Annotated in this window: 15 protein-coding genes; 6 read left to right on the top strand and 9 right to left on the bottom strand. The window is 50.3% G+C overall.

The features are described from left to right. Positions 1–38: 38 nt before the first annotated feature. The 6 genes from lldD to EFER_RS18015 form a co-directional block, all read right to left on the bottom strand. The gene (gene lldD / locus EFER_RS18040; protein WP_000586937.1) at positions 39–1,229 is read right to left on the bottom strand and encodes a quinone-dependent L-lactate dehydrogenase; all 1,191 of its coding nucleotides are present in this window, start codon (positions 1,227–1,229) and stop codon (positions 39–41) included. After that, the gene (lldR, locus tag EFER_RS18035) at positions 1,226–2,002 is read right to left on the bottom strand and encodes a transcriptional regulator LldR (protein ID WP_000635462.1); all 777 of its coding nucleotides are present in this window, start codon (positions 2,000–2,002) and stop codon (positions 1,226–1,228) included. Before lldR ends, lldD begins: the two co-directional genes overlap by 4 nt. Continuing rightward, entirely contained in the window at positions 2,002–3,657 is a 1,656-nt protein-coding gene (gene lldP, locus EFER_RS18030; protein WP_001055290.1) for an L-lactate permease, read from the bottom strand. The genes lldR and lldP overlap by 1 nt, the downstream gene beginning before the upstream one ends. A 427-nt stretch (positions 3,658–4,084) precedes the next feature. Beyond that, positions 4,085–9,457 (bottom strand): YadA-like family protein, encoded by a 5,373-nt coding sequence (locus EFER_RS23880; protein ID WP_001033279.1) that lies wholly within the window; start codon positions 9,455–9,457, stop codon positions 4,085–4,087. Between the two features lie 44 nt (positions 9,458–9,501). After that, complete coding sequence (locus EFER_RS18020) at positions 9,502–10,176, bottom strand: SadB/YajI family lipoprotein (protein ID WP_000115724.1); 675 nt, start codon at positions 10,174–10,176, stop codon at positions 9,502–9,504. Between the two features lie 531 nt (positions 10,177–10,707). Further along, a complete protein-coding gene (locus EFER_RS18015) occupies positions 10,708–11,070 on the bottom strand; it encodes a YibL family ribosome-associated protein (protein ID WP_000665685.1) in 363 nt (120 codons plus the stop codon). A gap of 285 nt (positions 11,071–11,355) precedes the next feature. Here EFER_RS18015 and EFER_RS18010 point away from each other — a divergent pair, with 285 nt between their 5' ends. Further along, the gene (locus EFER_RS18010; RefSeq protein ID WP_000163642.1) at positions 11,356–11,565 is read left to right on the top strand and encodes a hypothetical protein; all 210 of its coding nucleotides are present in this window, start codon (positions 11,356–11,358) and stop codon (positions 11,563–11,565) included. Positions 11,566–11,577: 12 nt separating this feature from the next. Here the strand turns inward: EFER_RS18010 and mtlR are convergent, their stop codons facing one another. The 3 genes from mtlR to mtlA form a co-directional block, all read right to left on the bottom strand. Then, on the bottom strand, positions 11,578–12,114 hold the full coding sequence (gene mtlR / locus EFER_RS18005; RefSeq protein WP_002431803.1) for a mannitol operon repressor MtlR: 537 nt from the start codon (positions 12,112–12,114) through the stop codon (positions 11,578–11,580). A gap of 51 nt (positions 12,115–12,165) precedes the next feature. Further along, the gene (mtlD, locus tag EFER_RS18000) at positions 12,166–13,314 is read right to left on the bottom strand and encodes a mannitol-1-phosphate 5-dehydrogenase (RefSeq protein ID WP_000645443.1); all 1,149 of its coding nucleotides are present in this window, start codon (positions 13,312–13,314) and stop codon (positions 12,166–12,168) included. A gap of 94 nt (positions 13,315–13,408) precedes the next feature. Beyond that, the gene (gene mtlA, locus EFER_RS17995; RefSeq protein ID WP_000093243.1) at positions 13,409–15,325 is read right to left on the bottom strand and encodes a PTS mannitol transporter subunit IICBA; all 1,917 of its coding nucleotides are present in this window, start codon (positions 15,323–15,325) and stop codon (positions 13,409–13,411) included. Between the two features lie 535 nt (positions 15,326–15,860). Between mtlA and EFER_RS17990 the strand changes: the two genes are divergently transcribed. The 5 genes from EFER_RS17990 to selB all read left to right on the top strand — a co-directional run bounded on the left by EFER_RS17990 (position 15,861) and on the right by selB (position 21,372). Further along, complete coding sequence (locus EFER_RS17990) at positions 15,861–16,223, top strand: DUF3302 domain-containing protein (protein WP_000479634.1); 363 nt, start codon at positions 15,861–15,863, stop codon at positions 16,221–16,223. Positions 16,224–16,225: 2 nt separating this feature from the next. Further along, complete coding sequence (locus EFER_RS17985; protein ID WP_000364954.1) at positions 16,226–17,362, top strand: HlyD family secretion protein; 1,137 nt, start codon at positions 16,226–16,228, stop codon at positions 17,360–17,362. 68 nt (positions 17,363–17,430) lie between these two features. Continuing rightward, positions 17,431–18,039 carry a glutathione S-transferase gene (locus tag EFER_RS17980; protein WP_000766678.1) on the top strand — a complete coding sequence of 203 codons (609 nt, stop codon included), beginning with the start codon at positions 17,431–17,433 and terminating at the stop codon, positions 18,037–18,039. 97 nt (positions 18,040–18,136) lie between these two features. After that, positions 18,137–19,528, top strand: a complete 1,392-nt coding sequence (gene selA, locus EFER_RS17975; protein ID WP_000206226.1) for an L-seryl-tRNA(Sec) selenium transferase — start codon at positions 18,137–18,139, stop codon at positions 19,526–19,528. Continuing rightward, positions 19,525–21,372: a selenocysteine-specific translation elongation factor gene (gene selB, locus EFER_RS17970; RefSeq protein WP_000582380.1), complete on the top strand. Its 1,848-nt coding sequence runs from the start codon at positions 19,525–19,527 to the stop codon at positions 21,370–21,372. Before selA ends, selB begins: the two co-directional genes overlap by 4 nt. Positions 21,373–21,544: the final 172 nt, after the last annotated feature.

Genomic DNA, 21,544 nt, shown 5'->3' with positions numbered 1-21,544 from the left:
TTAGTGCGGGGGCAGGATAGCAGATATTCATCTAACCCTTAAGCTGCATTCCCTTTCGCCAGTGGAGCCAGCGCCGCAGGCAGTGCTTTATCCAACTCCTGCACCAGCGAATCCTGACTAATTTCACTGATCGACTTCGCACCTGTCAGCGTCATTGCGACTTTCATCTCTTTTTCGATCAAATTGAGTAAATTAGCCACGCCCGCCTTACCAGCCGTCGCCAGGGCGTAAAGATATGCACGACCCAGCAGTACGGTATCGGCACCGAGGGCAATCATGCGTACCACGTCCAGCCCGTTACGAATCCCGCTATCTGCCAGAATGGCGATATCACCTTTCACTGCATCCGCAATAGCAGGGAGTGCGCGGGCAGAAGAGAGTACACCGTCCAGCTGGCGACCACCGTGGTTAGAAACCACAATGCCATCTGCGCCAAAACGTACCGCATCACGCGCATCTTCTGGATCAAGGATTCCTTTGATCACCATCGGGCCATCCCAGAAGTCGCGGATCCATTCAAGGTCTTTCCATGAGATCGAGGGATCGAAGTTATTAGCCAGCCAGCCGATGTAATCTTCCAGTCCGGTTGGTTTGCCGAGGTAAGCCGAGATATTACCGAGATCATGTGGACGACCATTCAGGCCCACATCCCACGCCCATTGCGGATGCGTCACCGCCTGCCAGTAACGGCGCATTGCTGCGTTCGGGCCGCTCATACCGGAGTGCGCATCACGGTAACGCGCGCCAGGCGTTGGCATATCCACGGTGAAAACCAGCGTCGAGCAGCCTGCTGCTTTTGCTCGCTCCAGCGCGTTACGCATAAAGCCGCGATCGCGCAGCACATACAACTGGAACCACATCGGGCGCTTAATGGTTGGTGCAACTTCTTCAATTGGGCAGACCGAAACAGTCGATAGCGTAAAGGGGATACCGTGCGCATCTGCAGCGCCTGCGGCCTGCACTTCACCGCGCCGCGCGTACATGCCGCATAATCCGACAGGTGCAAGTGCAACTGGCATCGACAGTTTTTCATTAAACAGCGTGGTTTCCAGGCTTAAATCAGACATATTTTTCAGAACACGCTGGCGTAGTGCCACCTGGGATAAATCTTCCACGTTACGGCGCAAGGTGTATTCCGCATAAGCGCCACCGTCGATGTAGTGGAATAAGAAAGGGGGCAAAATGCGTTGCGCTGCGGCGCGATAATCGCTGGCTGCTGAAATAATCATGCTTCGTTCTCCCTGGAAATATCATTCTGGTCACCGGGCAGACGGGTAATACGTGCCTGGCGGGCCTGGTCTTCATCAAATCGTTTAATGGTGGTGTGGACAAAACTAAGGTGCGCCATCATTGCTTTACGCGCGCCATCGGCATCGCCAGCAAAAATGGCTTCCATCACCGCCTGGTGTTGCTCCGTGAGTTGTGAAAATACGGGCGGAACAAGGTACATACGCTGGCGACTCTGTTTTACCGATGAGTGCAGCACATCGAAGAAGCCGCGCATGGTTTGTAAAAGCACCACGTTGTGTGAGGCTTCAGCAATCGCCAGATGAAAGCGAACGTCGGCCTGGGAGGCGAGATCCGGGTCTTCGCTGAGCGTTGCGTCAAAGCAGAGTTTGATTTTCTCTTTATCGGCAGTTGTGGCACGCATTGCCGCATGCCATGCGGTGCTGGCTTCAATGGCGTGACGGGCTTCCAGAATATCAAAGCCATAATCGGGATCATCTGCCATCAGGCTTTTCAGCGGTTGGACGATATTTTGTTCAGACCACGCTTCATGTTGCCAGCGAACAAACGTGCCGCCACCACGACGGCTAAGCAACACCCCTTCGCTAATCAACTTAGCCAGCGCCTCGCGCAGGGAATTGCGCGAGACACCCAGTTGTGCCGCTAACTGGCGTTCGGCGGGTAATTTCATACCCGCTTCCAGTTGCTGCTCTTCAATCAGCGCTCGCACACGAGAGGCGACCTCGTCTGACAGGCGTCTGGGTATAACAATCATTACGGGATCATCCAGGTTAAAACATAGGCCTGAAGCGTGGTGATCACGCCGACCATGCAGGTGAATATCAGGCTGTGTTTGACGGTAAAGCGGAACAGGTCTGACTCCTTGCCAACAAGGCCAACCGCGGCGCAGGCGATAGCGATAGACTGTGGGGAGATCATTTTTCCGGTAACTCCGCCTGTGGTGTTAGCTGCCACCATCAGAACATCCGAGACGCCGATTTGCTGGGCTGCGGTAGCCTGTAAGGCAGCAAACAGGGCGTTTGATGATGTATCTGATCCGGTCAGGAATACCCCCAGCCAGCCAAGGAACGGCGAGAAGAAAGTAAATGCGCTTCCGGTATGCGCCAGAGCCAGAGCCAGCGTTGAAGAAAGTCCCGAATAGTTAGAGATAAAGGCGAACGCCAGCACCATGCCGATGGAGTAAATCGGCAGCGCCAACTCTTTCAGCGTGCTGCCAAAAGTCTGGATAGCCGCTGAGGGTTTCATTTTCAGCCAGACAATAGAGAGCAGGGCGGCAAACAAAATGGCAGTACCCGTTGCTGAGAACCAGTCGAACTTATACACCGCAGCGTAGGCTGTCGCTTCGTGTACCACCGGAGGCATACGGGCAACCAGTTTGTCGAGGAACGGAACCGGAATGTTAATCACCCAGTCATACAACGCGCCGCCAGGTGCAAACAGCGCTTTGAACGGCGGAATACTCCATAAGGTGACAGTTGCTGTCAGGAACAGGAATGGTGACCAGGCGCGAACAACTTGCCCTGCGGTGTATCCGGTACGAGCCAGTGTCTGATCGACCTGCGACGCACCCAAATCGCCAAAGCGGAAAATACGCACTGGCTGCCAGCGTTTCAGGAACAGTGTCAGGCAAACCAGCGATACCAGCGAAGAGATGATGTCTGGCAGTTCCGGGCCGATAAAGTTAGAGCTGAGATACTGAGCGATAGCAAACGAACCGCCAGCGACCATTACTGCAGGCCAGGTTTCTTTCACACCTCGCCAGCCGTCCATAATCGCCATAATCCAGAACAGAACGATAATGGTCAGGAACGGCAGCTGGCGGCCTACCATCTGGCCGATTTCAAAGCTGTCCAGCCCGGTCACTTGCCCGGCAACCAGAATCGGGATACCCATCGCACCAAAGGCGACAGGCGCGGTATTGACGATCAGACACAAACCAGCAGCATACAACGGGTTAAAGCCCAGTCCGACCAGCAGAGCGGCGGTTATCGCCACTGGTGCGCCAAAGCCAGCAGCCCCTTCGAGAAATGCGCCGAAGGAGAAACCGACAATCAGCATTTGCAGACGTTGATCCGGTGTTATCGAGAGTATTGATGAACGGATAATGTCGAACTGCCCGGTTTTCACAGAGATTTTATAAACGAAGACCGCAGCGATAATAATCCAGGCGATGGGCCACAACCCGTAGAAGAAGCCATACACCACCGAGGCCAGCGCATTAGCGACAGGCATTTTGTAGAACAACAGGGCGACGGCAAGGGCGATAGCCACCGTCCATGACGCGGCGATATAGCCTTTTAACTTCAGCTTTATCAGCGCGAAGAAGAAAAAGAGAATCGGAAGCGATGCGATCAGGCTGGAAAGCCAAATGTTGCCAGCCGGATCATAGTTTTGTTGCCAGAGATTCATTGCAGGTCTCCTGAGGGCCGTGCGCATAGTGCAATGAGTCTGTGCTCACTTCTTCGTCACACTATGTGTAAAAGTGGCCCTGCCAATATTGTATTGTAGGGATAATGACAATGAATGGTTAATCAAATGTTATGCATTGGCAACATTAACAACAATGATTATTAATGAATTGTGAACCAATGGTCAGATAGGCGAGTAATTGGTAGGGCCAATTTGGGCGAGGGTTAAGGTTGATAAAGAAAAAGATTGGCAAAGAAAAGGGCAATTCTCATCAGAGAATTGCCCTGGATTGTTGGCGACGTGAACGCCTTACCCTGCCTGCAAGAATGTGCAAATTTAAGTATTTGCGAACCATCTTCCAGGCTTGATAAGGTAACGTCTCAGGTAATTTGGCGTTTACCCTTAGCCACACTCATTCAATGGATGATTACCACTGAATACCGGCACCAATTGCGGCTGAGTAATCGCCCTGGCTATTGGTACTACCTTGTAATTTGTAGACCCAACGACCGTTGTCACTGACCATTGACACACCTAATGCCACGGCAGATTCACCGTTATATGTACCACCACCAATGGAGGCCATGTTAGCACCCGGTTCGTAAGCTTGCGGCAAGCCTGTCATCGCCATTGCAGAAGCGATACCACCGCTTAACTTGCTTTCGGTTTTCGACAGTTTGTGATCCATCTGAGCCATACGCTGATCGGTGTATTGCTTGTTTTCCTGAACGCTTTGCTTCAACTGCGCATAGTTCACTGCGTCGTTGTTGTTTACGCCAGCAGAAACATTGCTGATACGCGTTGTACCGCCACTGCTACCACCGAGGGTGATGTTGCTGTAGTCAACAGAACCATCGGCTTTGGTGTCGTAACGCACACCGCCTGCTTCGGAAGACTTCAACTGTGCCACGTTAACAGCATCGGTGTCGTTTTTACCTGCGGCTACGTTGGTGATACGACGTTGATTGGTGGAGGAACCCACAGAGATCGTGTTTTCTTCGGTTGCCACGGAGCCTGTACCCAGTGCCACGCTGTTATCTGCGGCAGCAATGGAGCCGGAACCAATTGCGACGCTATCTTTACCCTGCGCGTTAGCATCTACGCCATCGGTGTTGGTCTTGAAGTACTTGGTGCTACCTGTGGTGACGATATCGCCAATACCATTTTCGATATTGGTCACGCGAGTATCCAGATTAGTAACCTGAGTGTTCAGGTTAGTAATGCTCTGGGTATTTTGCGCTACGCGCTCATCGGTGACTTTCAACTGACCCACGTTAACTGCATCGGTATCCGCCGAACCTGCTGCGACGTTGGTGATCTGACGTTGACCGTCTTCGTTGCCGACAGAGAATTCACCTACAGAGTTCTGCGGTGCATCCATATTGTAGGCGGTGTAATTGGTTTGAGCGCCACGAGTGGTCGTAGAACCATTACCTATCGCAATACTGTTGACATGAATGACTTGCGCATTGCTACCGATGGCAATGCCGTTAAGTGCATTGGCCTCCACATAGGCACCATAACCGATACCAATACCTTTATCGCCATTCACAATGGTTTTCGCACCCATTGCCAGCGAGTCAGTACCTACAGCCAGTGAATCTTCTTCCGTTGAATTAGCGTGGAAGTATTTAGTCGGCGTGGTCGCGACTGCACCAATCGCATTCTGCAACTGTCGAACCGTAACAGCATCATGGGCCTCGGAACCATCGGCTACGTTGATGATTTGACGATATTTACCGTCATCACCAATAGACAACGCACCAAGCAGTTCACCGTCAGTTGTGTCATAACCAATCACAACACCTTCTTCCGACACGCTGGTGTCACGAGAACCTTTAACTATTTCGCGCTTGGAGACTGAACTGCTACCCAGAGCGATACCCGTATCAACGTCGCTGTAGCTGCCCTGACCGATGGCTACGCTGCTATCGCCTTTGGCAACAGAGTTATAACCCACAGCGGTAGAGCCAATACCTGCTGCGCTGGCATCGGTGAAGGTTAAACCGGTGTCATTGGTACGCACATAGTTAATACCTGCACCGTTTTCTTCGATGTAGTCCGTATTGGTGTTTCCGGCAAGCTGATTGATGATTTGGCTATTTTGCTCGATCAGCAGGTTAGCGGCATTCAGTTGAGAACCGTTAACTGCGTCGGTGCTGCCTTCACCAATGTTACCATCAGCAACGTTTGTGATGATGCTGGCTTTGCCATCATGGCTGGCGTTGTAGGCACCTTTGCCGTCATTGGCTGTTGCATCCCACAGCAGAGCGTTATCATCGAGTGCATCCAGAGCTTCACCGACATTGTTGTACTCGGCATTCGCAATGGTGTAAGTCGGCGCAGTGATAGTACCGTCAGCGTTAACTTCTGCATCACCGCCCAGAGCATCTGCGATATATTTATTAGTGGTATAGAGTTGTGAGCCGTTAATGGCATCGCTGCTGGTGGCGGAAATTGCACCATTTGCGACGTTAGTAATCTTACTGTCAGTGTTATCTACCCCACGACCGGCGCTGAATGCACCTTTACCGCCATTAGCTGTTGCATCCCACAGCAAAGCATCATCGAGAGTGGTGTCAATTGCCTCCAGAGCTTCACCGACGTTATCGTAATCAGCATTAGCAATGGTGTAAGTCGGTGCAGTGATAGTACCGTCAGCGTTAACTTCTGCATCACCACCAAGGGCATCAGCAATGTACTTGCTCGTGTCATAGAGTTGCGAGCCGTTTACAGCATCGCTACTGTTTTCAGAGATTGCACCGTCAGAAACGTTAGTGATCACGCTGGCTTTGCCGTCATGCATGGCGCTGAATTTTTTCGCTGTAGCGTCCCACAGCAGGGCATCACCAAGTGAAGTGCTGAACGATGAGTTAATTGCATTCAGGGCATCACCTACGTTGTAGTATTTCGTCGAACCGATGGTGTAGGTCGGGCCGGTGAGAGCTCCTGTATCGCTGATATCGGCACCACCGCCGAGATAGGTTGTGAATGAATCGGCTAAACTATAAAGCTGGCCACCATTAATGGCATCGGTGCTGGTGGAAGATACAGTGCCTGCCAGTACGTTGGTGATTTTGCTGTCAGTACCGTTGGTGCCGTGTTTGGCGCTGAATGCTGTGCTATTCCACAGCAAGGCATCTTGTTTCAGGTCATACAACTGCGAGCCGTTCACGGCGTCAGAGCTGTTTTCATTAATCTGACCATCAGCAACGTTGGTAATGATGCTCGGAGTATTGTCTTTTCCATGTCCAGCACTGAATGCGCCAGCATTGGATTTAGCGGTTGCATCCCATAACAGGGCGTCGTTATCCAGTGCGGTAAGGGCCGCGCCAACATTAGTGTATTCATTGCCACCAATATTATATTTAGGGCCGGTAAATACGCCGGTATCACTTACTGTGGCACCGCCACCAAACGAGGTTGCAACTGAGTTACTTACACTATAAAGCTGGCTACCGTTAATGGCGTCATTGCTGTCAGCTTTGATCGTGCCATTTTTCACATTTACGATCTTGCGTTTTAATGAGTCGTTGCCGACAGAAACGCTATCCTCCAGATCTGCAATAGAGCCAGCCCCCAGTGCGACGGAGTTAATACCGACAGCGCTGGTATTACTACCAAGTGCAAGACTATTATCGCCTGATACAGCACTGGCCTTACCTAAGGCAATAGAGTTTAAGCCGCTTGACTGGCTGCCATTGCCCAACGCAATCGTATTTGCATCGCTGGCTTTGCTATTATGACCTATAGCAATGGCGTCAATGCCAGATGCTATAGCGGTTGCCCCCATAGCGATACTATATTCAGATTCGGCCTCACTGGCATCGCCGAGTGCCAGGCTGGAATCACCCAATGCCAGGCTTGCATTACCCAAGGCTGTAGAATTAACCCCCTTAGCTTGCGTTGCGGTCCCCAGTGACAAAGATTGATTACCCAATGCAAAACTGTTTACACCTAATGCGATGGTGTTATTACCTTGAGTGGTGCTGCCAGCGCCCAGCGCTATGCTATTAGCCCCTTTTGCCTTCGCACTATTGCCAATGGCGGTAGCATTTTCAGCAGCTTGGGTCTCTGCACCTATCGCAATCGCGTCGGCGCTGCTCGCCAGCGCACTCCGCCCAAGCGCTAAAGCATCTTCGCCAGTAGCTTGTGAAGAGTCGCCCAATGCCGCGCTACTCTTGCCTGAGGCGACAGCGTTATATCCTACAGCTGTCGCGCCAGCTCCCGAAGCACTGGCATCTTTAAAGGTCAGGCCTGTGTCGTTGGTGCGAACATAGTTGATGCCTGCGCCATTATTCTGGAGATAGGTTGTGCTGGTATTCCCGGCAATTTGGTTAATGAGCGTATTTGTGGCGTTCAGTTGAGAGCCGTTAACGGCATCTGTACTGGTGGCTGAAATGGTGCCATCTTCCACATTAATGATTTTGTTTTCTTTTTCAGAGCTGGTAATCGTACCATCGGCATTTTTGACAATATAGCTGGCGCTAAAAGCTGAGTTATTTTCATCCCAATGAAGAGTGTCATTGTCAATTCCTTGAAGCGCATCACCAACGGTGCTGTACTCACTGCGTTTAAGCTTGAAGCTTATAGCGGTTAAAGTTCCGTTCGAGGCGACACCGGCTCCACCTCCTAATCTTGTTGCTACCGATTGGCTGATGGCGTAAAGCTGGGAACCATTAATGGCTTCTTTACTGTCTGACGAAATCGCACCTGCCGCCATATTGACGATTCGACGCTGTAGCAAGCTAGAGCCTACCGACACAGTATTATCTTCACTTGCTTCAGAATCTGCACCAAGCGCAATACTGTTATTACCACCTGCAGAAGACTTACTACCTAAGGCAATGCTTCCCGTTCCGCCTGCTTTACTTCCGAAGCCTATTGCAATAGTGCTGTCTCCAGAAGACTTGCTATCAGTACCCAAAGCGAGAGCATTTATTGTAGACGCGTTACTGTTTAACCCTATTGCAATAGAGTTTGTGTTAGTTGCTTTGGCATTTTGCCCCAATGATAAAGAGCTCGTGCCGGACGCAGTTGCCATATATCCCATCGCAGTTGCATAATCAGCACTTGATTTCGTATTGCGTCCTAATGCGATAGTGTAATCTTTGTAAGCTTTCGTACCAGAGCCGATAGCCAAGGCGTACCCCGTATTTGATTCACCTACCCCTTGTGTCGCAGCCTCGGTATCTCGTCCAATAGCGATGCTATTCGTATTTGCGGTTGTAGCATTCGTACCCATAGCGATATTGTACTCACCAGTAGCTTTGGCAACGTGGCCTACAGCAAGACTTTCCACCCCGGATGAAACACTATAGCCGCCAAGAGCCATGGAGTGACTACCCGTTGCTTGAGCAAAATCTCCGACAGCAGTTGTATTTTTAGCGGTAGCCTTTGCTTCAACCCCTATGGCGGTTGAGTTTTCACCACTTGCTTCGCTCCGTGAGCCAATTGCGGTACTCCGCCAACCCAGAGCTTCTGCATAATAGCCCAGTGCTACCGATGCGGCATCTTCTGTGACACCCGTTAATGGATTTTCTACGTTTGTATTTGTAGTGTTGGCATCTACTTTTGAGTTCTCCCCAAAAGCAACCCATTTATCGCCAGAACCAACTGGGGTACCTGGTGCGTTACCTGTAGCACTTGCCCCAAACGACGACCACAACCCACCCGCAACCAACGCAGAAATTAACAGCTTACTGCGCCCCGACTTCTTACCACGGCTTTTCGCCGTTTCACTGGCAACGCTGTAACTGCCCGTTGCTGGATTCCAGATAACTTTAAATATTTTGTTCATTATTGATGCTCTCAATTCCTTGATAGTAAGCGCAGAAGCTGCATTTATTTTTTGTTTTTTCGCTGCTGAGTTTCAGCAGGTTGAACAGTGTCGAACTGGATATTGGCCATATTGATGGACAACTTCAGATACTTCAGGTTATTAGGCGAAACTCCTTTTAATGTCAGATTAATGTCTTGCCATTGACCTGGTGTTAATTGCAGGGTGGAATTCATGGTGGTGTTGAAAAGTAATTGCTGCCACTTTGCCAGCGCTTTGGTATCGGTGGGTCTTTCATTGCCCCATGTAGCATGAAAGCCAATATTTGATACGGGAACACTTAAAAGGTTGACCAGTGAAATACGAATAACACTGCCATTTTCAACCGCATCAATAGCCAGCACTCGGCCTGCTAAACCGACAGAACCGTTATTTAAAATGAAGTATTTTGTTTGTGTTGGGTTAAATTCTGTGAAGACAAAGGTATCTTGCTGACTTTTAATGTCTTTAACGATTTGAGTTAGTGCTTTGGTGCTATTAATGAGTAATGTTTGCTGTTTATCAACTGTTGAAAAGCTAGTAGTTTGTTGTTTTTCAATGATATCTAATCTTGCGCTTAGCTTTTCTTGCTGTAGTTGTAATTCATCTATTCGTTTGATTTTATCGACATAATCACAGCCTGTTAACGTACCCATCAACGATACAGTTAACAAACAAGTCAGTATTTTATTAACAGACATGGCAACATTTCCTTATCTAAATTCATCATGTTGAATGCTCACAAGATGAAAGGTCCGTGATATTAATGCTCAGCAACGAGCTATAAATCCTTCGAATGTATTGGGAAGGAAGTCATACAAAATATTTGTTTTACGAATATTAAAAGTTACTTAAACAATAAAATATGTCTGATTGTAGTTAAAAATATTAAATTTTTGCAGGATGCTAATAGTTATGGGTATAGGATGTCAAAAAATTAATTCCTGGACGGGCATGTATACGGTCTAATTATTTATTATCTAAATATATCCCGGCAGCATTCAATAAAAAAAGAGTATTATCGTGAATGAATATGCATATGTTTAAGAGGATGAAATATTAAATTATTGATGGGGTATATGATTTGAGGGGGATTGAAATGATTTTTCAGATTATGGCTTATTACATGAAAGTTTGCTTGCCTGGAGGCGACAAAAGTTCGGGGTGAATACGGAGGGGAGGAGAGTTCCCGCACTTAACCTGTAGAGGATATGAATGCGGGAAGGTGTAAATCAGAATTCCGTTTTCGAAAAACCGGTCATCTCTTCAAGGCCCATTTCACGGCCTAACGCAGTCATTGGGTGGACGACAACCAACCCACGAACGCTTTTCTTAAGTTTGCCCATATCGGCTTGCTCTTTACGTGTGATGGCCCGGCGAAACGGCATTTTCATCAGCTTTTGTGCTTCTTTACTGAGTTTCTGGCTATGTACTTCACGCAGACGAGCAATTTCCGCTTCCAGCGTCGCTTTCTCTTTTTCCAGCTCAGCGTATTTATCGGCGGCTTCAACCAGCGACAGCTCTGCCTGCTGGTGACGGATCGCATCAAGACGATCGCTCAGGCGCTTAATTTCGTTTTTTTCGACTTCTTTCATGTGGTGTCTTCTGATAGATATAAGAATAACAATCCATAGTATGCGCGCAGAGCGACTTTAATCACAACTCATCGATTGAAAACCATTGCTTTTGTTAATCATCTTTTAACTAATCAGCCTGGTAATTTTATGATAGATAAGGATTTAAACATAAAAAGCTGATGATAAAAGGCGTAGCCTCAGACGGGGAGATAAAGCACGTTTTCCTTAATGTCACACTTTTTACCATCTACACTACAATCAGCGGCCGCGCATCCCGACGCGGAGAAACACGGAGGCCCGATCATGACAAAATTAGGTGAAAACGTTCCGCTTCTTATTGATAAAGCTGTCGATTTTATGGCATCAAGCCAGGCATTCCGGGAATATCTGAACAAGACGCCCCCGCGTAATGTCATTCCTGACAGCGTACCGAAGGAAAACGCGCAGGTGTATCTACAACGCCTGGATTATTATCGACAGCTCTATCGACCAAAACAGGAAGAGAAACTGTAAGCGGGAGTTTGTTTACTTCTGAAAGGCTTTTTTCAAGCTGATTGTTGAAATCAGCTCGGTCAGGGAAAGCACCATCGTTGAACGTACCGCCTGTTGATAGCGCTGAATCTGCATTGCGTACAGGCTGGGATCAGAAAGCTCAAACTGCGGTGGCGGCGGCAGTGCCGCCACACAGTGTAGCTCGCCAAATGGCCCCAGAATCTCGTCATCGGTAAACGCGTATTCGTTGCCGTCATGATTTAACTCTTCACGTAACGCCATCAGCAACTCTGCATCTTCATATTCATGGCGGCTAATTACGCCAAGCCCATAGATAAGTTTCAGGCGGACGGAGAGATCGCCCAGCGGACCGTCGCCGTCAAGCAACGGTTCAACTGCGTATTTCACCGCGTAGTCGTCTTTACGGAAGACCTGGAGCACCAGAATATTCACCGCGTCGGTCAGGAGATCGACAGCGGTGATCAAAAAGCTCCGTACGGTTTTGCCAGCATTCAGACGCTCCAGCACACGGTTTTCAAAGGCCTGGGTTTGTTCCATTGTTGCCTGCATATCTGACAATCTATGTTTCAGGCGCAGGTTACCCTGCGGCCTGGTCTTACATCATTGCTTTTCGTTATAAACGCGTACCGCCTCAATGACGACATCGCTGTTAGCATCAAGCCCGGAAATCTCTGCCAGTGCGGCTTGCGGGCCTTTGTCAGCGATCAGTGCTGCCAGTTCCTGAGCCTGCGGATCATCTTCACTGCGGAAGTGCATTGCAGCGGCAATACCTTCAATCAGGTTTTTATGTGGCAGACCATATTCCAGCGTACCCAGCAGTGGCTTGATCAGACGGTCGCCTGCGCTCAGTTTACGCAGCGGCTGACGGCCTACGCGCTCTACATCATCTTTCAGATACGGGTTCTCAAAACGACCAAGGATTTTCTGGATGTACGCCGCATGTTTGTCCGCGTCAAAACCGTAACGTTTAATCAGTACCGCGCCGCTTTCTTCCATCGCCCCTTTTACCACCGCGCGGATTTTCGCGTCGAGAATCGCATCACGAATGGTCTGATGACCCGCCAGTTTTCCGAGGTACGCGGTTATAGCATGACCCGTGTTCAGGGTGAAGAGTTTACGTTCGACAAATGCCATCAGGTTGTCGGTTAACTCCATGCCTGGAATGTTCGGCAGCGCGCCTTTGAACTGGGTTTTATCAACAATCCATTCGCTGAAGGTTTCTACCGTCACTTCCAGCGGATCGTTGGTTGCCGAAGCCGAAGGCGGTACGATGCGGTCAACCGCGGAATCGACAAAGCCAACGTGTTCTTCTACCCACGCTTTGGCGTCTTCCGGCAGGGCGTTCATCACATGGCCTTTCAGCTGCGTGGTGCCGCGTACCATGTTTTCACAGGCGATAATGTTCAGTGGGGATTCATTACCTTGTTCTTTACGTTTCACCAGCCCTTTGGCGATTGCCGGGGCAATACGTTCCAGCACAACCGGGCCAACAGCGGTAGTGACTAAATCGACCTGAGCAATCAGATCAACGACATCATTACCAATGCTGCTGACGGCATTAACACCGGAAACGGTATCTACCTGCTCGGTTTCACCGACCACATGAACCTGATAGCTATGACGGGCATTCAGGGCATCAAGTACCACCTGATTGACATCGGCAAACGTCAGTTGGATACCCGCGTCTGCCAGCAGTTTACCGATAAAACCACGACCGATATTACCTGCGCCAAAATGTAATGCTTTCATAGTATTAACCTTCATCAATGTTTTTACCCGAGAGGGCTGGGGTGAGGCTTTTCCCTCACCCAAACCCTCTCCGTGAGGAGAGGGTAGGGTTGGATTACTTACGACCTGCCAGCAGTTCCAGCACTTCATCCACGCTGGTGGTGTGCGCCAGACGCTCGATGACAGACTCATCATCCAGTGCGTTGGTCAGGCTGGTGATAACCTGAATGTGCTCGTTGTTACGGGCAGCAATACCAATCACCAGACGGGCAATGTCATCTTCTTCTTCTTCACCGAAGCGCACGCCTTCCGGGTACTGGCAGAACACCACGCCCGTTTTCAGTACGCGATCTTTCGCTTCAACCGTACCGTGCGGTACTGCGATGGACTCACCCAGATAAGTCGGGGTCAGTTTTTCACGATCCAGCATCGCCTGAATGTATTCCGGCTCAACGTAACCGCCTTTCACCAGCTGCTCGCCAGCAAAACGAATCGCTTCTTCTTTGGTTGCCGCTTTGCGACCAAGGAAGATGTTCTCCGCGCCGAGCTTGAACAGATTAGCACTGGAATCGTCAAAGCTGTCTTTCAGGCTGTCTTTTACTTTCTCTTCGTTTGCAGTGTGGCGCTGGGCAGCAACCAGACGTTCGGTCAGGCTGGTGTACAGGCCACTGTCGAGGAAGTTGGTCAGCGAAATATGCTGTGCCTGCGGAACCTGACGCATAGCGCGTTCGGTCAGGTCACGGTGAGTGATGACCAGGTCCACATCTGGCGGCAGGTTGTTGATCGCGCTGTTAGTAACAGAAATCTGCGACAGACCTGCATCCTGAATTTTCTTACGCAGCACGCCTGCACCCATCGCACTGGAACCCATACCGGCGTCACAGGCAACGATGATTTTACGTACGTGGCTCAGGTCGTTAGTCACATCGCCCGCAGACAGCGGAGACGCGCCTTTAGACTCAGCTTTCATTTCCTGAACGCGACGTGCAGCAGCTTCAATATCATCTTCTTCTTTCACTTTGCTGGTTTTCAGCAGAATGGCAGAGACAACGAAGGAGACTGCCATCGCCGCACACACACCCGCGATGTTAGCGAAGTAAGCACCTTTTGGCGTCATCGCCAGTACCGCAAGGATAGAGCCCGGAGATGCCGGCGAAACCAGACCACCACCCAGGATAGTCAGCGTGAACACGCCAGTCATACCGCCGAGGATAACGGCCAGGATCAGACGCGGATTCATCAGCACATACGGGAAGTAGATTTCGTGGATACCACCGAGGAAGTGGATGATTGCCGCACCGCCCGCAGACTGTTTAGCGCTACCACGACCAAAGAACATGTACGCCAGCAGCACGCCCATACCAGGACCTGGGTTAGCTTCAATCAGGAAGAAGATGGATTTACCCAGTTCATGGGACTGCTGAATACCCAGCGGCGAGAAGATACCGTGGTTAATGGCGTTGTTGAGGAACAGGATTTTCGCCGGTTCAACAAAGATAGACGCCAGCGGCAGCATGTCATGCACAACCATGAAGTTAACGCCCGCAGCCAGCATTTTGGACAGGGCTTCAACAATCGGACCAATGCCGAGGAATGCCAGAATGGCGAGGATCATCCCGATGATGCCAGCGGAGAAGTTATTCACCAGCATCTCAAAACCGGATTTGATCTTACCGTCTACCCAGCGGTCGAAGTGCTTAATGCACCAGCCGCCCAGCGGACCTGCAATCATAGAACCGAGGAACATCGGCATGTCTGCGCCGACGATAACACCCATGGTGGTGATGGCACCGACTACGCCGCCACGTTCGCCGCCTACCAGCTTACCACCGGTATAACCGATCAGCAGCGGCAGGAGATAAGTGATCATCGGCCCGACCAGCTTCGCCAGCGTCTCGTTCGGTAACCACCCTGTTGGAATAAATAATGCGGTGATAATACCCCACGCGATAAACGCGCCGATATTTGGCATCACCATGTTGCTGAGGAAACGACCAAAGCTTTGCACTTTGATCTTAATATCGGATGACATAAAAACACCCCTTCTTATGTTTGCTGTCGCGCAGGCTGGAAGCCCGAGGTTTTTTGTTAATGTGGCGGCAGAGGTAGCCGGACCTTGTTGATAGTGCGAAATCTGGCACTGAATCGATCAACTGTCCAGTCGACGGCCTTTTGTGTGATTTTGATCACATAAATATAGGGGGTAGAGAGGTATTTGGTGTGACCGTCGTCACAATAATGCTGTGTAAGAAAACCACAAACGGCTAAATTTGACCAAAAATGGCATATAAATGTGAAGTTACTCACATTTTTATTTTGAAGGTTTGTTGATTGTTTGTGATCTGCATCACAAGATATTTTTACCTGCAATTATCCGAATGTGATCCCCGGCAAATTTTGCTGACTGGTTTCTTTCGCTCTGAAAGTGAGCAACTTCTCGCCAGCAAAAATTATCCTTTCGTTGGATGGCGAAAATTGCTGCCTGCAATTATGTTCAAATTATCAGCCTGACTTTCATCCGGCTGCCAGCCCACAACAACCCTGATTAGCGTGAATCTGAGGCAGATATGTTTCTAAACTATTTCGCGTTGGGAGTGCTGATATTCGTCTTTCTGGTGATTTTTTACGGCATCATCGCCATTCATGACATCCCCTATCTGATCGCCAAAAAGCGCAACCATCCCCATGCCGACGCTATTCATACCGCGGGCTGGGTAAGCTTGTTTACCCTGCATGTTATCTGGCCGTTTTTGTGGATCTGGGCAACGCTCTACCAACCGGAGCGCGGCTGGGGTATGCAGTCACATGTTACGCCGCAAGGCAACGAGCCAGACCCGGAAATCGCCGCACTTTCGGCGCGAATTTCCCGGCTGGAGCAGCAGCTCGCCACTGACAAAAAACCTGATTACTCCACGTTCCCGGAGATCTAACTATGGATCTATTGATTGTTTTAACTTACGTGGCGCTGGCGTGGGCGGTCTTTAAAATCTTCCGCATTCCGGTGAATCAGTGGACGCTGGCGACCGCGGCGCTCGGCGGTGTGTTTCTGGTGAGTGGTTTAATTTTATTAATGAACTACAACCATCCTTACACCTTTACGGCACAAAAAGCGGTGATTTCAATTCCGATTACGCCGCAGGTAACGGGGATCGTCAGCGAAGTCACTGACAAAAATAATCAACTTATTCACAAGGGAGACGTGCTCTTTAAGCTTGATCCGGTGCGTTATCAGGCGCGAGTGACACGGCTTCAGGCTGACCTGATGACAGCAACCCACAACATCAAAACGCTAAGGGCACAATTAGCGGAAGCCGTGGCGAACACGACGCAGGTATCAGCAGAGCGCGATCGTCTGTATAAAAATTATCAGCGTTACCTGAAAGGTAGTCAGGCGGTGGTTAATCCTTTTTCAGAACGAGATATTGACGATGCCCGACAAAACTTTCTTGCTCAGGATGCCCTGGTGAAAGGTTCGGTGGCGGAACAGGCACAAATTCAAAGTCAGTTAGACAGCATGATCAATGGTGAGCAATCGCAAATTGTCAGCTTAAGAGCACAGCTGGCGGAGGCGGAATATAACCTGGCGCAAACTGTTGTGCGGGCGCCGAGCAATGGCTACGTCACCCAGGTACTGATTCGCCCTGGTACTTACGCGGCTGCATTACCCCTACGCCCGGTGATGGTGTTTATCCCTGAACAGAAACGGCAAATTGTCGCTCAGTTCCGGCAAAACTCGCTGCTGCGTCTGGAGTCTGGCGATGAAGCCGAAGTGGTGTTCAATGCGCTGCCAGGGCAAGTCTTTCGTGGCAAGTTGACGCAAATTCTGCCCGTTGTTCCTGGCGGCTCGTATCAGGCGCAAGGGGTATTGCAATCGCTGACGGTCGTGCCAGGAACAGACGGCGTACTTGCGCTGATTGATCTGGAACCTAATGCTGAGGTTGATGCTCTGCCCGACGGCATTTACGCCCAGGTTGCGGTTTATTCAGACCATTTCAGCCACGTTTCCGTTATGCGCAAAGTACTCCTGCGTATGACCAGTTGGATGCACTATCTTTATTTAGATCATTGATATTTTATTGGCTGCCTTTTTTTTAACCCTGAGTCATACTCATATTTTGTTAACAAAAAGGAAACATAATGAAGCTCATCGGTAGTTACACCAGTCCGTTTGTCCGCAAAATTTCCATTCTCTTGTTAGAGAAGGGCATCACGTTCGAGTTTGTTAACGAACTGCCTTATAACGAGGGAAACGGCGTGGCGCAGTACAACCCGCTGGGAAAAGTCCCCGCGCTGGTGACCGATGACGGTGAATACTGGTTTGATTCACCCATTATTGCGGCCTATATCGAACATTTGAATATTTCCCCGCCGATGCTGCCAGATTCACCGCGAGAAGCTCTGAAAGTTCGGCAAATCGAAGCACTGGCAGATGGCATCATGGAGGCTGCGCTGGTCTCTGTACGCGAGCAGGCGCGCCCTGCCGCTCAGCAGTCGGAAGCCGAGCTGCTGCGCCAACGCGATAAAATCAACCGTAGCCTGGATGTGCTGGAAGGATATTTGCTGGATGGCACATTGAGGCACAACTCGTTTCATCTGGGGACAATCGCCATTGTCTGTGCGATTAGCTATCTCAATTACCGCCGTGTTGCCCCTGGCTGGTGTGTGGATCGCCAGAACCTGGTAAAACTGGTTGAAATACACTTAAATCGCGAAAGTTTTGCCCGCACCGAACCACCAAAGGCTTGATGCGTAATATGTCCGCCTGAACAATCTCACGTTACAATCCCCTTCATGTCGCAATCCCTCTCCGTTGGGGAGAGGGCACCAACTGCCGGGCCTCGTCATGACTACCGAAACGCGTTCTTTATTTAGCCAGCTTCCTGCTATCGATCGTCTGTTGCGTGATAGTGCATTTCTCACTTTGCGTGAAACTTACGGCCATACCCGAGTTGTTGACCTGCTACGTCAAATGGTTGACGAAGCGCGGGAGATGATTCGTGCAACCCAGGCCTTGCCCGCCTGGTGCGATAACTGGGCGTGTGAGGCAGATGCTCGCTTACAAAAAGAGGCGCAAAGCGCGTTACGTCCGGTAATTAACCTTACGGGCACGGTATTACATACCAATCTGGGAAGGGCGTTACAGGCAGAAGAGGCGGTAGCGGCCGTTTCTCAGGCGATGCGCTCGCCAGTGACGCTGGAATATGACCTGGATGGTGCCGGTCGTGGGCATCGTGATCGCGCTCTGGCGGAGTTACTTTGCCGCATTACGGGCGCGGAAGATGCCTGTATCGTCAATAACAATGCTGCTGCAGTGCTGTTGATGTTGGCAGCAACTGCCAGCGGTAAAGAAGTGGTAGTTTCACGTGGGGAGTTGGTGGAGATTGGCGGTGCGTTTCGCATTCCCGATGTGATGCGTCAGGCAGGATGCGCATTACATGAAGTGGGTACCACCAACCGCACCCATGCAAAGGATTATCGACAGGCCGTAAATGAAAATACGGCATTGTTGATGAAAGTTCACACCAGTAATTACAGCATTGAAGGTTTCACCAAAGCAGTGGATGAAGCAGAGTTGGTGAGTATTGGTAAAGAGCTTGATATCCCGGTGGTCACGGATTTGGGTAGCGGTTCGCTGGTTGATCTCAGCCAGTACGGCTTGCCAAAAGAGCCGATGCCACAGGAGCTTATCGCCGCAGGCGTGAGCCTGGTAAGTTTCTCTGGCGACAAGTTACTCGGCGGGCCGCAGGCGGGGATTATCGTCGGGAAAAAAGAGATGATTGCCCGCCTGCAAAGCCATCCGCTGAAACGAGCGCTACGGGCAGATAAAATGACACTCGCCGCGCTGGAAGCCACTCTGCGTCTGTATTTGCATCCAGAAGCGCTTAGCGAAAAATTACCGACATTACGTTTACTGACTCGTCAGCAAGAGAAGATTCAGGTACAAGGGCAGCGGTTACTGGCACCTTTACTTGCACATTATGGCGAGGAATTTGCGGTTGCGGTAATGCCGTGTCAGTCGCAAATTGGTAGCGGTTCGCTGCCTGTTGATCGCCTGCCCAGTGCGGCATTAACGTTTACCCCACATGACGGACGCGGAAGCCGCCTGGAGACTCTGGCTGCCCGTTGGCGCGAATTGCCCGTGCCGGTTATCGGACGGATTTACGATGGCCGCCTGTGGTTGGATTTGCGCTGCCTCGAAGATGAGACCCGGTTTTTGGAGATGTTGCTGAAATGATTATTGCTACCGCCGGACACGTAGACCACGGTAAAACCACGCTATTACAGGCAATTACGGGAGTTAACGCCGACCGCCTGCCAGAAGAAAAGAAGCGTGGCATGACCATCGATCTCGGTTATGCCTACTGGCCGCAGCCAGATGGTCGCGTGTTAGGTTTTATTGATGTTCCTGGTCACGAAAAATTTCTCTCCAACATGCTGGCTGGTGTGGGCGGTATTGATCATGCGTTGCTGGTGGTGGCGTGTGATGATGGTGTAATGGCACAAACCCGTGAGCACCTGGCTATTTTGCAGTTAACAGGAAATCCGACACTGACGGTGGCACTCACTAAAGCGGATCGCGTAGATGAAGCGCGTGTTGGTGAGGTTGAACGCCAGGTAAAGGAGGTGCTGCGGGAATATGGTTTTGCTGATGCAAAACTGTTTGTCACCGCAGCAACCGAAGGGCGGGGAATTGATGCCCTGCGTGAACATTTGCTCCAGTTGCCGGAACGCGAACATGCCAGTCAGCAAAGTTTCCGTCTGGCCATCGACCGTGCTTTTACGGTTAAAGGGGCAGGACTGGTGGTGACGGGCACGGCACTGAGCGGTGAAGTGAAAGTCGGCGACACGTTATGGCTGACTGGAGTGAATAAACCGATGCGTGTGCGTGCGCTTCATGCACAAAATCAACCTACTGAATTCGCTCATGCCGGGCAGCGTATTGCCCTGAATATTGCTGGTGATGCAGAAAAAGATCAGATTAGCCGTGGTGACTGGTTACTTACCGATGCACCGCCAGAACCATTCACCCGGATTATTGTTGAGCTACGCACTCACGAGCCGCTGACCCAGTGGCAGCCACTGCATATTCATCATGCTGCCAGCCACGTTACCGGGCGCGTGTCACTGCTGGAAGATAACCTTGCAGAACTGGTCTTCGACACCCCGTTATGGCTGGCGGATAACGACCGCCTGGTATTGCGCGATATCTCTGCCCGCAACACGCTGGCCGGAGCGCGCGTCGTGATGCTTAACCCGCCGCGTCGTGGGAAGCGTAAACCAGAGTATCTGCAATGGCTGGCTTCCCTCGCCGGGGCACAGAATGATAGCGAAGCGTTAAGCGTTCACCTGCAACGCGGCGCGGTTAATCTTCCTGATTTTACCTGGGCGCGGCAGCTGAGTGGTGAAGGATTGCGTCACCTGATTCAGCAGCCGGGCTTTATTCAGGCCGGTTATAGCTTGTTAAACGCTCCTGTTGCTGCACGCTGGCAACGGAAAATTCTCGATACGCTGGCAACGTACCATGAACAACATCGTGATGAGCCAGGCCCTGGACGCGAGCGTCTGCGTCGCATGGCACTGCCGATGGAAGATGAAGCTCTGGTGCTGTTGCTGATTGAAAAGATGCGCGAAAGTGGGGATATCCATAGCCACCACGGTTGGCTGCATCTGCCCAGTCACAAAGCCGGGTTTAGCGATGAACAGCAGGTGATCTGGCAAAAAGCCGCACCGTTGTTCGCCGATGAGCCATGGTGGGTACGCGATCTGGCAAAAGAAACCGGAACAGAAGAGCAGGCAATGCGTCTGACGCTGCGTCAGGCCGCGCAGCAAGGGATGATTACTGCGATCGTTAAAGATCGTTACTACCGCAATGATCGGATTGTTGAATTCGCCAATATGATCCGCGATCTCGATCAGCAAACCGGATCAACCTGTGCGGCAGATTTCCGTGATCGCTTAGGTGTTGGACGAAAACTGGCGATTCAGATTCTGGAATATTTTGACCGTATTGGATTTACCCGTCGTCGAGGAAATGATCATTTATTACGCGATGCGTTATTATTTCCTGAAAAAGAATGAAACAATTAATTCAAAATTAAAATGAATTAATACAAATATCTTATTGATATGAATAAAGCACAATAGATTTTTTAATCTAATGTGCTTTTTTATTCTTCTCATTCCATAAATAACAATGCTGATCATATTTTTGAGTCATACAACCTTGTAAGCTCCCCTTCCTTTATTATAA

The sequence above is a fragment of the Escherichia fergusonii ATCC 35469 genome (genome assembly GCF_000026225.1).
GTDB classification, from domain to species: domain Bacteria; phylum Pseudomonadota; class Gammaproteobacteria; order Enterobacterales; family Enterobacteriaceae; genus Escherichia; species Escherichia fergusonii.
The sequence above is the reverse complement of the archived record's forward strand: the minus strand, read 5'-3'. Positions and strand labels throughout refer to the sequence as shown.

Excerpts from the sequence above, each read along its gene's own strand:
- lldD (WP_000586937.1), bottom strand. The coding sequence starts at position 1,229 with ATGATTATTTCAGCAGCCAGCGATTATCGCGCCGCAGCGCAACGCATT.
- lldR (WP_000635462.1), bottom strand. The coding sequence starts at position 2,002 with ATGATTGTTATACCCAGACGCCTGTCAGACGAGGTCGCCTCTCGTGTG.
- lldP (WP_001055290.1), bottom strand. The coding sequence starts at position 3,657 with ATGAATCTCTGGCAACAAAACTATGATCCGGCTGGCAACATTTGGCTT.
- EFER_RS23880 (WP_001033279.1), bottom strand. The coding sequence starts at position 9,457 with ATGAACAAAATATTTAAAGTTATCTGGAATCCAGCAACGGGCAGTTAC.
- EFER_RS18020 (WP_000115724.1), bottom strand. The coding sequence starts at position 10,176 with ATGTCTGTTAATAAAATACTGACTTGTTTGTTAACTGTATCGTTGATG.
- EFER_RS18015 (WP_000665685.1), bottom strand. The coding sequence starts at position 11,070 with ATGAAAGAAGTCGAAAAAAACGAAATTAAGCGCCTGAGCGATCGTCTT.
- EFER_RS18010 (WP_000163642.1), top strand. The coding sequence starts at position 11,356 with ATGACAAAATTAGGTGAAAACGTTCCGCTTCTTATTGATAAAGCTGTC.
- mtlR (WP_002431803.1), bottom strand. The coding sequence starts at position 12,114 with ATGCAGGCAACAATGGAACAAACCCAGGCCTTTGAAAACCGTGTGCTG.
- mtlD (WP_000645443.1), bottom strand. The coding sequence starts at position 13,314 with ATGAAAGCATTACATTTTGGCGCAGGTAATATCGGTCGTGGTTTTATC.
- mtlA (WP_000093243.1), bottom strand. The coding sequence starts at position 15,325 with ATGTCATCCGATATTAAGATCAAAGTGCAAAGCTTTGGTCGTTTCCTC.
- EFER_RS17990 (WP_000479634.1), top strand. The coding sequence starts at position 15,861 with ATGTTTCTAAACTATTTCGCGTTGGGAGTGCTGATATTCGTCTTTCTG.
- EFER_RS17985 (WP_000364954.1), top strand. The coding sequence starts at position 16,226 with ATGGATCTATTGATTGTTTTAACTTACGTGGCGCTGGCGTGGGCGGTC.
- EFER_RS17980 (WP_000766678.1), top strand. The coding sequence starts at position 17,431 with ATGAAGCTCATCGGTAGTTACACCAGTCCGTTTGTCCGCAAAATTTCC.
- selA (WP_000206226.1), top strand. The coding sequence starts at position 18,137 with ATGACTACCGAAACGCGTTCTTTATTTAGCCAGCTTCCTGCTATCGAT.
- selB (WP_000582380.1), top strand. The coding sequence starts at position 19,525 with ATGATTATTGCTACCGCCGGACACGTAGACCACGGTAAAACCACGCTA.